Origin of the sequence: Agrobacterium sp. OT33 (assembly GCF_017313365.1) — a bacterium.
GTDB lineage: Bacteria > Pseudomonadota > Alphaproteobacteria > Rhizobiales > Rhizobiaceae > Agrobacterium > Agrobacterium rhizogenes_A.
On sequence record NZ_JAFLMZ010000007.1, the window covers coordinates 245,783 to 259,138 of the forward strand.

Sequence of the window (13,356 nt, forward strand, 5' to 3'; positions counted from 1 at the left end):
GCGGGTTTTTTTAGAAGGAAAAAGCCTGGTATTAAGCGGCTTCGTCCTGAGAATCGTCCTCTTCAACGGTCTTGCCGCGCTTGGGGCCCTTGGCAAGGTTGACTTCCACCAGGCGGACAGCCTCGGTTTCGGACATCTTGTTGACGGCGGCGATTTCGCGCGCCATGCGGTCGAGAGCGGCTTCGTAAAGCTGACGCTCGGAATAGGACTGCTCCGGCTGGTTTTCCGCACGGTAGAGATCGCGCACAACTTCAGCAATCGCAATGAGATCGCCGGAATTGATCTTCGCATCATATTCCTGCGCGCGGCGCGACCACATGGTACGCTTCACACGCGCCTTGCCCTGCACCACTTTCAGCGCCCGCTCGACAAAATCGCCTTCGGAAAGCTTGCGCATGCCGATGCTGACGGCTTTGGCGACGGGAACTTTAAGACGCATCTTGTCTTTTTCGAAATCGATGACAAAAAGCTCAAGCTTCATGCCGGCGACTTCTTGTTCCTCGATGGCAGAAATGGTACCGACACCATGAGCGGGATACACAATCGCTTCACCGGTCTTGAAACCGTGATGTGCTGGAGATTTCTTCTGCTGGGTCGTCATTCGTTCTAAAAACTCCCTGTTACATACCCGGGGATGCCGGGGTTGGGTCGGTCAGGCCCTGATGAGACGGGGGAACCGTCAGGTGACTCCGCACTGGTCCAGCCGTGCACGCAAAAACACACCTTCCCGTCTTGCGGGGTTCGATAACGTAAACGCTCGATATGTCACGGAAACCGCGTGCAAAAGAGGTGTTGCTTTCGTGGTGTTTTTGGGCACACAAATGCCACGCTGTGGATCAGTGTCGTTGGTGTACCACAAAAATAGGCGCAAATCAATAATTTGCTTCGACCGTGGCCGCAACATCACATGGCGGCTCAATAACCGCCTAAAAATTAGCCGCTAAAATACTGTCAAATGCTTCGCGACGGACCCTCATGGCAAAAGAAGCAAAAAAATTTCACTTACCGACTGAAGAAACACGAAAGCCTCTTAAACTCTTCGTAATTCCACGCCAATATCCGATTCGACTGAAAAGGCAAAATCCGTAAATTGGCGGTGCTTTTTTATATTAAAGTGTGATTTTTGGAGGAATCCACGTCAAATGGGCTACAGAAATAATCCAAAACGCGAAAAACAGATCGAAAAAGCGCGCCAGCAGGCAATTGCCGAAAATGTCCAATTTCTTGATCCGGGTATTCTTTATGGAAGGGCAAGTGCCGACGATATAGAATATTATTCCGCGGAGATGCTGGCAGCGAGCGCGGCTCACAGTTTCCAGGCGCTTTCGCACTGGACCGGAGAGACGCCTCATATCAGCATCACCCAGGTGGACGGCGTTTCACCGCGGGATATTCCGGTAACGGTCCTGACCATTATCGGCCGCAACATGCCCTTCCTTTATGATTCCGTGATGGGCGAGGTCACCAGCAGCTATCGCGGCCTTTATCTGGCAGTCCACCCCATCCTCGTCCGCGATGAGGACGCGCGGGCCGGTTACCGCCTTGCCGAGCCAGAGGACGATCCGGCTGAGAATATCAGCCTCATACAGCTTCATATCGCGCTGCTGACACAGCAGGCCGCCGCAGCGCTTGAAGAGCGCCTGCGTTTCGTGCTGACGCAGGTCCAGTTCGCCTATCGCGACTGGCGGCCCATGCTGGCGAAACTCGACGAGGCGCTGGATGAATTGTCCAAGCGTGGCTCCTCGCGACGCAAGGCCGAGCGGACGGAAGCCGTCGAATTCCTCAACTGGCTTCGCAACGACAATTTCACCTTCCTCGGCATGCGTGACTACACCTATTCCGGCAAGGGGAAAAACGCGAAGATCGAGCGCGGTGATGGCGTCGGCCTCGGCAGCCTGAGCGACCCGGATGTGCGCGTGCTGCGCCTGGGCAAGAACGCCGTGACGACGACGCCCGAAATCCTCGCCTTCCTTGATGGCCCGGATTTCCTCATCGTCACCAAGGCGAATGTGAAATCCATCGTGCACCGCCGCGCCTATATGGATTACATCGGCATCAAGCGCTTCGACGAGGACGGCAATGTCATCGGTGAATTGCGCATTGTCGGTCTTTTCACAGCGACCGCCTATACACGTTCGGTCAAGCAGATACCGCTGCTGCGTGCCAAGGTGGCGGATGTCGAGCGGCATTTCGGCTTCGACCCCAACAGCCACTCCGGCCGCATCCTGCAGAACACACTGGAAGCCTATCCGCGTGACGATCTCTTCCAGATCGAGACCGATCTTCTGATCCGTTTCATCGAGCAGATCATGGAACTGAGCGACCGTCCGCGTGTGCGGGTCCTTGCGCGTATCGACCGTTTCGACCGCTTCGTTTCCGCCATCATCTTCGTGCCGCGCGAGGAATATAATTCCTATGTGCGCGAGAAGATCGGCGATTATCTAAGCAAGGTCTATGACGGACATATCTCCGCCTATTACCCCGCTTTCCCTGAAGGCGCCGTCGCCCGCGTCCATTTCATCGTCGGCCGCACGGAAGGCAAGACGCCGCGCATCGCTCAGGACAAGCTTGAAGACGCCGTCAGCGACATCGCTGCGCGCTGGATAGACCACTTCATTGCCTTGTCGGAACCGGGCGCAGCGGTGCTGGAGGTGGATCAGGCCTATCAGGAAGCCTTCACGCCCGAAGAGGCGATCGGCGACATGCCGGATATTCTGGGCGCGGCAAAGGGTGAACCGGTCCGCATCGAATTCTATCAGCAGGAAGGCCAGTCGCCCGAGACGCTGTCACTGAAGATCTTCCACCGCGATGGCCATCTGCCGCTTTCGCGGCGTGTGCCGCTGCTCGAAAATCTGGGCTTCAACGTCATCAGCGAACGTACCTTCGATATCGGCGTCGTTGCGGATGGCGAAAAGCGCGATATCGTGCTGCACGACATGGAACTGTCCGTCGCTGCGGGCACGACGCTCGATCTGCCGCAGTACGGGCCGAAACTCGAGGAGGCCTTCCTTGCCGCCTTCTCCGGCAAGGTGGACAATGACAACTTCAACCGTCTGATCCTTGCCTGCGGCCTCACCGTGCGCGAAGTCTCCGTGCTGCGCGCCTATGCCAGGTATCTGCGCCAGACCGGCATCGTCTATTCGCAGGAGCATATTTCCGAAACGCTCTACAAATATCCGGCCATTTCCCGGAATATTTTCGCACTGTTCAAGGCCGGTTTCGATCCCTCTGTCGATGAAAAGAAGCGGCTGAAAAAGCTCGCCGAGATACACAAGGCAATCGAAGCAGCCCTGAGCGGCGTTCCCAATCTCGATGAGGACCGCACCCTCAGACGTTACGTCAACGCCATCGACGCGACGCTGCGCACCAACTACTTCCAGAAAAATGCCGATGGCACGCCACGTGACATTCTGGCGTTCAAGTTCGATCCCAAGCATCTGGATGGCCTGCCGGACCCGCGTCCCTTCCGCGAAATCTTCGTTTACGGAACCGAAGTCGAAGGCGTGCATCTGCGCTTCGGCAAGGTAGCACGCGGCGGTCTGCGCTGGTCGGATCGCGGCCAGGATTACCGCACGGAAGTGCTCGGCCTCGTCAAGGCACAACAGGTCAAGAATGCGGTGATCGTTCCGGTCGGCGCCAAGGGCGGCTTCTTCCCGAAGAACCTCCCGGCCGGCGGCTCCCGCGATGAGGTCTTCAATGCCGGCCGCGAGGCCTACAAGACCTATATCCGCACCCTGCTGTCCATCACCGACAATATCGTCGATGACGCCATCATACCGCCTGCCGATACGCTGCGGCTCGATGGGGACGACCCCTATTTCGTTGTCGCCGCCGACAAGGGAACGGCAACCTTCTCCGATACGGCAAACGGCCTTGCCCGCGAAGCCGGCTTCTGGCTGGACGACGCCTTCGCATCGGGTGGTTCCGCCGGTTACGACCACAAGAAAATGGGCATCACCGCCCGTGGTGCATGGGAAACGGTAAAGCGCCATTTCCGTGAAATGGACACCGACATCCAGACCACACCCTTCACTGTGGCGGGCGTAGGGGATATGTCCGGCGACGTCTTCGGCAACGGCATGCTGCTGTCGGAAAAGATCAGGCTTATCGCCGCCTTCGATCACCGCGACATCTTCATCGATCCCAACCCCGATACCGACAGGTCCTTTGCAGAGCGCAAGCGGCTTTTCGAACTGCCGCGTTCCAGCTGGCAGGATTATGACCGCTCGGCCCTTTCCGCCGGCGCAATGATCATTTCCCGCTCGGAAAAATCGGTGACGCTGACGCCGGAAGCCGTCGCTGCCATCGGTATCGACAAATCCGTCGCCACGCCCTTCGAGATCATGACCGCCATTCTGAAGGCGCCGACCGATCTCCTCTGGTTCGGCGGCATCGGCACCTATATCAAGGCGGCGGTGGAAACCAATGCCGAGGTGGGTGACAGGGCGAACGACCCCATCCGCGTCAACGCCACCGAACTGCGCGCCAAGGTCATCGGCGAAGGCGCCAATCTCGGCATCACCCAGAAGGGCCGCATTGCCTATGCGCTTTCGGGCGGGCGATGCAATTCCGATGCCATCGACAACTCGGCCGGGGTGAACTCCTCCGACGTCGAAGTCAACATCAAGATCGCGCTTGCCTCCGCCGTTAACAGCGGCCGCCTGACGATGCCGAAGCGCAATCAGCTTCTTGCCTCCATGACGCCGGAAGTGGCGCAGCTGGTGCTGCGCAACAACTACCTGCAATCACTGGCGATCTCGCTGACGGAACGGCTGGGGCTCGCAAACCGCGAAGAACTTGGCCGCCTGATGGGCGCGCTTGAGGCGACGGGGCAGCTGAACCGTAAGGTCGAAACCCTGCCTGATAATGCCGAGTTCAGCGAAAGATATGCCTCTGGCAAGCCGCTGACCCGGCCGGAAATCGGTGTGCTTCTGTCTTATGCCAAGCTGACGCTGTTCGACGCACTGGTGGCGAGCCCGCTGCCGGATGAGCCTTATCTCCAGCATCTGCTAGTCGACTATTTCCCGGCCAAGATGCAGAAGAACTATGCCGACGACATCAAGGCGCATCGTCTGCACCGTGAAATCGTCGCGACCGCGCTCGCCAACGCCGTGGTCAACCGCGGTGGACCGGGCTTCGTGCAGAAACTTGGCGATGCAAGCGGTCTTCTCGCAGCTGACGTCGTCAAGGCGGCGGTCATTGTCGAAGATGGTTTCGGCCTCAAACGTCTGTGGAGTGAGGTCGACGCGCTTGATGGCAAGATCGGTGGGCAAGTCCAGAACGGGCTTTATGCCACCATCACCCGCATCTTCTCCGATGCAAGCAGGCTTTACCTGCAGACCCGAAGCGCAGGCGCTGCAACAGGCGACATGGCGACCGAGATCGAGCGACTGAAAACCGCCATCAAGACGCTGTCGCCGGCAGCGGCGAAATATCGTCGCGAGCTTGGCGTCACGGAAATCGACGGCGTTCCGGCCGCCCTTCTGGAAGAGCTGGATACGCTTTCCCTGCTGGTCTATGTGCCCGAGATCATGCGTATCGCCGAAAGCGCGGGCACGACGCTTGCCCGCGCCGCCGAAAGCTATGCCACCGTTTCCTCGACATTCCGTGTGGCACGCCTGCTGGATGCCAGCCAGCGCATCGCACCGGCCGATCATTACGAGAGCCTGGCTCTTCTGCGCAGCCAGGACCAGATATCTTCCTCGAGACGCCGGATCGTCATCTCTGCGCTGACGGAATATGCAAAGGAGAAAGATCCGGTTCAGGCCTGGTATGCCGCCGACCGCGTGCGGGTGAACCGCATCGTCTCCGAGCTGGGCGCGCTCAGTGAAAGCGGCGATACCAACCTTGCCCGCCTGACAGTGGCGGCCGGGTTGCTTGGCGATATCGTTCAGGCACGCTGATCGGCACTCTTAAAAACGCCATCCGGGTTATCGACCCGGATGGCGAAAAACCAAGCGGATGACCGGCATCCCGCACTCTATCCTTCCCGATTATCCGATAGGACGATGAATGACTGTCCCCTCCCAAAACGCGGAAACAGTGGTTGCCAAACGCGGCATCTGGGGCTGGGTCATGTTCGACTGGGCGGCGCAGCCGTTTTTCACCGTCGTCACCACCTTCGTTTTCGGGCCTTATTTCGTCGCCCGCCTCACCGACGATCCGATTTCGGCACAGGCGACATGGAGCAATATGGCGACGGTCTCCTCGATCATCATCGCCCTCTTCTCGCCCATCCTCGGCTCCATCGCTGATCAATCCGGCGCGCGCAAGCCGTGGATCGCCTTTTTTGCCGTCATCAAGATCGTCAGCCTTTTCTTATTGTGGTTTGCGGCGCCGGGTTCACCGATCATCCTGCCGATCATCTGCATGATCCTTGCTTCCATCGCGGCGGAATTCTCGATTGTCTTCAACGATTCCATGATGCCGCGACTGACCAACCCGCAAAATGTCGGGCGCATTTCCAATCTCGCCTGGGGGCTGGGTTATCTCGGCGGCATGGTAGTGCTGATTGCGGTGGTGACACTTCTGGCCGCGAGCCCGCAGACCGGGCTGACCATCGCCGGCATCAAGCCGCTCTTCGGTCTCGACCCCGCAACCGGTGAGGACGCCAGAATAACCGGCCCGCTCGCAGCACTCTGGTATCTCATCTTCATACTACCGATGTTTCTGTTGACCCCGGACGCCGAAAAGGGCCTGCCGTTCAAGGCCGCGATCCGTTCAGGGCTGGGGGAGCTAAAAATCACGCTCCGCGAGCTGCGCTACCGCCCCGTGCTTTTGCGGTTCCTGATCGCACGCATGCTCTATCAGGACGGCGTCAATGGCGTTCTCATACTCGGCGGCGCCTTTGCCGCCGGCATGTTCGGCTGGGCGACGATGGAAATCGGCCTCTTCGGCATTCTCCTCAACGTCGTCGCCATCGCGGGCTGTTTTGCCGCCGGGCGCGTCGATCAGAAACTCGGTTCGCGCATCACCATCCTCATCAGTCTGGCGCTCCTGTTATTGGCCACGCTCGGCATCGTCTCCACGGAAAAGGGATCGACCCTGTTCGGCTGGATACAATTATCCACGGTAGACAATGGCGGCATCTTCGCGACAGGCGCGGAAAAGGCCTATCTGCTCTATGGCGTGCTGATCGGCCTCGCCTTCGGCCCCGTTCAGGCCTCGTCACGCTCTTATCTCGCCCGCAATATCACCGTGGCGGAAGCCGGCCGTTATTTCGGCATCTACGCGCTTTCCGGGCGCGCCACGAGTTTCATGGCGACGCTGTCGTTTTCCATAGCGACCTATATAAGCGGCTCCGCCCATATTGGCATGGCCACGCTCATCGTGTTCCTGGGAGCTGGATTCCTGCTACTGCTGCGCGTGCCTGAACGCGCCGCAAGTTGACCGATCTAGAGCCAGAGATGCGCGGGGAGACAACGCACTCGGCATGGTCAACGTCATCCTCTGGCTTGACCTGAGGATGATGGGAGATGTTTTCAACACCTTAGTCTGCGATCAGAAAACTGCATCGCAGACATGGGCGAGCGAAGCCGGAACAGCGCGCCACTTCCGGCGTACTCGTCACGCCATCACAGCTGGTCGAGCTTTTGCTGCAATGCGCGCAGCTGCGCCTTCAGCTCATCAATTTCGGATGCATTCGGCTTGCGGGTTTCCTTGGGCGCCTGCGGCATTGCGAAAGGCGTGAAACCCTGCATCGCCTGCCGAAACAGTTCCGTATTGCGGCGGATCTGCTCTTCCATCATTTGCAGCGGCGCCTGAAAATTGCGGGCAAGAGAGCCGTCGCCAAAAGCCTTGGCCATATGCTCCTGCATCTGGCTCTGCTGGTCGGAGAACGTCTTCATCGAATGTTCGAGGAAGGTCGGCACGACCATCTGCATCTGGTCGCCGTAATAGGAGATCAGCTGCCGCAGAAACGCCGTCGGCAACAGCGTATTGCCGGTTTTGGCCTCCTGTTCGACGATGATCTGCGTCAGGACAGCATGGGTAATATCTTCGGACGACTTGGCATCCTGGACCTTGAAGTCCTCGCCGCGCTTGACCATCTGCGCCAGATCATCAAGCGTCACATAGGTGCTGGTGCCGGTGTTGTAGAGCCGCCGGTTGGCGTATTTTTTAATGATTGTTTCGCCGTCGTGTTTCGCCATGCCCGCCTCCTCGCGATGATGGTATTTTTTTGTTTTTTGGTGTTCTTGCTCTTCCCGGCTCAAAGTGTATGCGCAAAACAAGCCCTCTGACAAATGTTTTGTGCATCGCAACAGTTTGTTTTTTGCGCAGCAATTTTTCGCAAGATTCCCGGGTGATTTAGCAACATCTTTTAAAGCAACTTTCGGCATTTGACTTGTATTGAAAGCTTTGCCAGTCTCCGCCCGCATGTGAGGAGAATAGAGATGACCCTGCCTTCAATCGTGATTGCCAGCGCTGCGCGCACCGCCGTCGGCTCTTTCAATGGCCATTTCGCCAATACGCCAGCCCATGAACTCGGGGCGACCGTTATCGGCGCGGTGATGGAACGTGCCGGCATCACGGCAAACGAAGTCGATGAAGTCATTCTCGGTCAGGTGCTGACGGCAGGCGAAGGGCAGAACCCGGCGCGGCAGGCGGCAATGAAGGCCGGCATTCCACAGGAGGCAACCGCCTTCGGCCTCAATCAGCTCTGCGGCTCCGGCCTGCGCGCCGTGGCCCTCGGCATGCAGCAGATCGCGACCGGCGACGCGAACATCGTCATTGCCGGCGGGCAGGAATCCATGTCCATGGCGCCTCACTGCGCCCATTTGCGCAGCGGCGTGAAGATGGGCGATTTCAAGATGATAGACACCATGCTCAAGGACGGTCTGACCGACGCCTTTTACGGTTACCACATGGGCATCACCGCCGAGAATATCGCCCGCCAATGGCAACTCTCCCGCGATGAACAGGATCAGTTCGCCGTCGCATCGCAAAACAAAGCCGAAGCGGCGCAGAACGCCGGCCGCTTTACGGACGAGATCGTCGCCTTCACGGTCAAAGGCCGCAAGGCCGATATCGTCATCGATGCTGACGAACATATCCGCCATGGAGCTTCGCTGGAAACCATGGCCAAGCTACGCCCCGCCTTTGACAAGGAGGGCACTGTCACGGCCGGCAATGCCTCCGGCCTGAATGATGGCGCAGCCGCCGCACTTTTGATGTCTGAACAGGAAGCCGCAAAACGCGGCATCAAGCCGCTGGCGCGCATCGCCTCCTGGGCAACGGCGGGCGTCGATCCCCAGATCATGGGCACCGGGCCCATTCCTGCCTCTCGCAAGGCGCTGGCCAAGGCCGGCTGGTCGATCAATGATATCGGCCTTGTGGAGGCCAACGAAGCCTTTGCCGCCCAATCCTGCGCAGTGGTGCGCGAGCTGGGCCTCGATCCGGCCATTGTCAACGTTAATGGTGGGGCAATCGCCATCGGCCATCCAATCGGTGCTTCCGGCGCACGCGTCCTGAACACGCTGATTTATGAGATGCGCCGCCGCAACGTATCGAAGGGCCTCGCAACACTCTGCATCGGCGGCGGCATGGGCGTCGCCATGTGCATCGAGGCGCTCTGAAGCCGCTATACGGCTTTCCAAAAATCAATTCCGGTTCGGTGAACAATAGGGTAGAAGCGGCCTCCCATTGGCCGCATTTCTGTGGCCGTTGAGCACGACAAACAGGTTGAGCAGGATGAAGCATCGCGCATGAGCAGGCGCTTCAGTGACAGGTCATGGAGGCCGATATGAGCCGGGTTGCGTTGATTTCCGGCGGGACAAGCGGCATAGGCGCCGCGATTGCCCGCGCCCTGCAGGCAGCCGGCTACCGGGTGGCCGTCAACTACGCGTTCACGACGGACCGGGCGGAAGCCTTCCAGAAGGAAACCGGCATCCCTGCATATCAGTGGGACGTACGCGACTATGACGCCTGCGCAAATGGCATCGCGAAGGTGGAAGAGACCTTCGGGCCGGTCGAAATCCTTGTCAACAATGCCGGCATCACCCGCGATGCCATGTTTCACAAGATGTCGCCGCAGCAGTGGCGCGAGGTGATCGACACCAACCTTACCGGCGTGTTCAACATGACACATCCCGTCTGGCCGGGCATGCGCGACCGCGGCTTCGGCCGTATCGTCAATATTTCCTCCATCAATGGCCAGAAGGGGCAGGCCGGCCAGACCAATTATTCCGCCTCGAAGGCAGGCGATATCGGCTTCACCAAGGCGCTCGCCCAGGAAGGCGCCAGCCGCAACATCACGGTCAACGCCATCTGCCCCGGTTATATCGGCACCGAGATGGTGAGAGCGATACCGGAGAAAGTCCTGGCTGAACGGATCGTGCCGCAGATTCCGGTCGGGCGGCTGGGTGAACCGGAGGAGATCGCCCGCTGCGTGCTGTTTCTGGTGTCAGACGAGGCCGGCTTCATAACCGGTTCCACGATGACGGCGAATGGCGGGCAATATTTCGCCTGACGACGGCAAACTTGACCCGCTCGGCCGCACAAGCGGTAAACTTTTCGTGATGTCTATCGCTCCGATTTTGGTGCACACAAAAACTTGAGCACGAAAAACCGGAAAATGACAATCGCTAAGCTAATGAAAATACGATAGTTTTTGTATAGTTTAGAATGAGTCTAGAAATCTCCGGCCGATTCAAAAATAGGTTTTTCTTGACATTTGGTGTCCTGTTTTGGTTTAAGAACGAAAACAACGTGTTGCGTCATACAGGCAGTCCATCATGCTGGTTTGCAGCTGCAATTACATCACCGATCACGATATCCGGGACGTCATCAACGAACTCCTCGATGAGGACTGTTGGCAGCTGATTGTTCCTGCAAAAGTGTATCACGCCATGGAAAAACGCGGTCGCTGCTGCGGCTGTTTTCCGACCGTTGTCGACCTGATCATCAAGACCACCGAAGAATATCACGCCCGTCGCCACTCGACTGAGGCCGATGTTTTTGATTTTATGTCCCGCTTGAAGCGATTCCATGAAGAGAACAGGAGAGCGGACATTGAAAGGCGACAAAAAAGTCATCGAGCGGCTTAACGAGGCCCTTTTTCTCGAACTCGGCGCGGTGAACCAATATTGGCTTCATTACCGGCTGCTGAACGACTGGGGCTACACCAAGCTCGCAAAGAAGGAGCGCGCAGAATCCATCGAAGAGATGCAGCACGCCGACAAGATCATCGATCGTATCATCTTCCTTGAAGGTCATCCCAACCTTCAGACCCTTGCTCCCCTGCGCATCGGACAGAACGTCAAGGAAGTACTCGAGGCCGATCTGGCCGGTGAATACGACGCCCGCACCTCCTACAAGAAGTCCCGTGACATCTGTCACGAGGCCGGCGACTACGTCTCCATGAAGCTGTTCGAAACCCTGCTGATCGACGAGGAAGGCCATATCGACTTCCTCGAAACCCAGCTCGAACTGCTCGGCAAGATCGGCGAGGAAAAATACGGCCAGCTCAACGCCGATTCCGCCAACGAAGCGGAATAAGCTCTCAGCATCGGACAGGGAAAAGGCGGCCACGGGGCCGCCTTTTTTATTTGCCGGAGAGGTGACGGAACTCCGTAACCACCTTCTCATAGACAGCACGCTTGAACGGAACGATCAGTTCCGGCAGGCTTTCCATGGGCTTCCAGCCCCAGGCATCGAATTCAGCCGTATGTCCCGTCGGTGGCGGGTCGATCTGGATTTCACTTTCGTCGCCTTCGAAGCGGAAGGCGAACCAGCGCTGCGCCTGCCCGCGATATTTGCCTCTCAACCCGATACCGATCAACTCGGGCGGCAGATCATAATGAATCCAGTCGCTTGCTTCTGCCAGCAGCGTCACCGATTTCATTCCGGTCTCTTCGTAAAGCTCGCGAATGGCGGCTGTCAAAGGCCGTTCGCCATCGTCAATGCCGCCCTGCGGCATCTGCCACAATTGCGGTGAGCCGTCATATTCGGAATTGCCTTCCCGGATGCGCCGGCCAGCCCAGACGAGGCCCTCGGCATTCAAAACCATTATTCCCGCGCAGGGACGGTAAGGCAAATCTTCTGCTTTGATTGTCATGGGAAACCCGCATTGTCTGAGCGCTGAAAGGCGCGGAAATGGCCGCAGGCAAGGTTTACTGCCCCGCCGGCTCCGAAACAAGCGCAGAAACGCCGACAATCTCGACGCCGCGGCCCCCGGCTTCACGCGACCATTTGGAGATCGCCGCAATACTCTCATCAAAGGCCGATGCGACACCAATTGCCTGGCCATTGCGGCGGGCAATGCGCTCCAACTCGTCCAGCTTGCGCAAGATGGAAGCTTCGGTTACTTCACCATCGAGCAGAATATCGGCAAATCCCTGTGGGGCGGAGATGGCCTTTGCAATTCCGCCGCTCAGCGACTGCGCCGAGGAACCGTCATCCAGAAACAGCAGACCGCGTTTGCCGATATCGCGCATCACCGGCTCCAGCGCCGCCTGCTCGGCCAGAAAGCGTCCACCGAGATAATTCATGATGCCGGTATAATTGGTGATCTTCGCCATTGAGCGATGCAGCCGGTCAAGATTGACCTTGGCCGGATCGCCGGCCAGCAACGTGTCCGGCCCGGGATTGGTGCCGGGATAACCGAAAGGCTCCAGCGGTATCTGGAGAAGGATTTCATGCCCCTCACGGCGCGCTTCCTGCATCCACCGCTGCAGGCTGTTGCCGCTCGCGGCAAAACCAAGCGTCACCTCCGGCGGCAATTCCCGGATCGCTTTTTGCGAACCAGTCTGGCTGAGGCCGAGACCGCCGACCACGATCGCCACCCGGGTGCCGCGCGCGCCGGACCATGGCCGGGCATATTGTTCCATCGGTCGCAGGCCATCTGCACCAACGACGGGCAGCCTGCCGAACGCAGTCTCTTCCAGCAGCTCTTCATTGGGGCGCATGGCCATGCGCGGATCCTGGCCATAGGTCTGCCCACTCATTAGCACCGGCCCCTCGCCGTCACGGGGCCGGGGAGAATAAACGGATACCACATTGCCATCCGGCATGGTTGCGCGATTGATATTGGCGCCGGAACGACCGCTTTGCGTCTGCAGGCCTGCATTTTCGCCGGCAACCTGTTCGGCAACTGCTGTCTCAGGCACCTTTGTAGCCAGCGGCGCCGCCGTCTCAGGCCCGGAGGCCGTCTTCTGCAGGTTGCCGGGCGAAAGCGCCGTATAGACGGAAAGGCCGCCGATCGAAAGAACCGCAAGCGCAGACAAAACCATAATGACGGAAAAGCGCCGGTTGATACCGGCGCTTTTTTTCTGACGACCCAGAAGCGGTTTTCGCAGGTCCGAAGGCAATGAACGATCCGTCCAAATGGTTGGGCATTCAAGAAAATGTGCCGGCTGG

At 58.5% G+C, this 13,356-nt stretch carries 10 protein-coding genes; 6 read left to right on the top strand and 4 right to left on the bottom strand.

The genetic code is table 11. The features are described from left to right. Positions 1 to 31: 31 nt before the first annotated feature. Positions 32 to 601, bottom strand: coding sequence for a CarD family transcriptional regulator (locus tag JZX88_RS17990; protein ID WP_003505223.1), 570 nt, complete (start codon positions 599 to 601; stop codon positions 32 to 34). Positions 602 to 1,142: 541 nt separating this feature from the next. On the opposite strand from JZX88_RS17990, the gene JZX88_RS17995 reads away from it, so the two are divergent. Further along, entirely contained in the window at positions 1,143 to 5,903 is a 4,761-nt protein-coding gene (locus JZX88_RS17995; RefSeq protein WP_206914334.1) for an NAD-glutamate dehydrogenase, read from the top strand. A 109-nt stretch (positions 5,904 to 6,012) separates the two neighbouring features. Next, entirely contained in the window at positions 6,013 to 7,389 is a 1,377-nt protein-coding gene (locus tag JZX88_RS18000) for an MFS transporter (RefSeq protein WP_206914335.1), read from the top strand. Between the two features lie 185 nt (positions 7,390 to 7,574). Here the strand turns inward: JZX88_RS18000 and phaR are convergent, their stop codons facing one another. Continuing rightward, on the bottom strand, positions 7,575 to 8,150 hold the full coding sequence (gene phaR, locus JZX88_RS18005) for a polyhydroxyalkanoate synthesis repressor PhaR (protein WP_003520279.1): 576 nt from the start codon (positions 8,148 to 8,150) through the stop codon (positions 7,575 to 7,577). A gap of 243 nt (positions 8,151 to 8,393) precedes the next feature. On the opposite strand from phaR, the gene JZX88_RS18010 reads away from it, so the two are divergent. The 4 genes from JZX88_RS18010 to bfr all read left to right on the top strand — a co-directional run bounded on the left by JZX88_RS18010 (position 8,394) and on the right by bfr (position 11,496). Next, positions 8,394 to 9,575 (top strand): acetyl-CoA C-acetyltransferase, encoded by a 1,182-nt coding sequence (locus JZX88_RS18010; protein ID WP_065114376.1) that lies wholly within the window; start codon positions 8,394 to 8,396, stop codon positions 9,573 to 9,575. Between the two features lie 167 nt (positions 9,576 to 9,742). After that, complete coding sequence (phbB, locus tag JZX88_RS18015) at positions 9,743 to 10,468, top strand: acetoacetyl-CoA reductase (protein WP_065116075.1); 726 nt, start codon at positions 9,743 to 9,745, stop codon at positions 10,466 to 10,468. Positions 10,469 to 10,733: 265 nt separating this feature from the next. Then, positions 10,734 to 11,045 carry a bacterioferritin-associated ferredoxin gene (locus JZX88_RS18020; protein ID WP_080600126.1) on the top strand — a complete coding sequence of 104 codons (312 nt, stop codon included), beginning with the start codon at positions 10,734 to 10,736 and terminating at the stop codon, positions 11,043 to 11,045. After that, positions 11,011 to 11,496 (top strand): bacterioferritin, encoded by a 486-nt coding sequence (bfr, locus tag JZX88_RS18025; protein WP_065114378.1) that lies wholly within the window; start codon positions 11,011 to 11,013, stop codon positions 11,494 to 11,496. Before JZX88_RS18020 ends, bfr begins: the two co-directional genes overlap by 35 nt. Positions 11,497 to 11,542: 46 nt before the next feature. Here the strand turns inward: bfr and JZX88_RS18030 are convergent, their stop codons facing one another. Further along, complete coding sequence (locus tag JZX88_RS18030) at positions 11,543 to 12,055, bottom strand: RNA pyrophosphohydrolase (protein WP_110756611.1); 513 nt, start codon at positions 12,053 to 12,055, stop codon at positions 11,543 to 11,545. A 55-nt stretch (positions 12,056 to 12,110) separates the two neighbouring features. Continuing rightward, positions 12,111 to 13,307, bottom strand: a complete 1,197-nt coding sequence (locus JZX88_RS18035) for a divergent polysaccharide deacetylase family protein (protein WP_065114380.1) — start codon at positions 13,305 to 13,307, stop codon at positions 12,111 to 12,113. Positions 13,308 to 13,356: the final 49 nt, after the last annotated feature.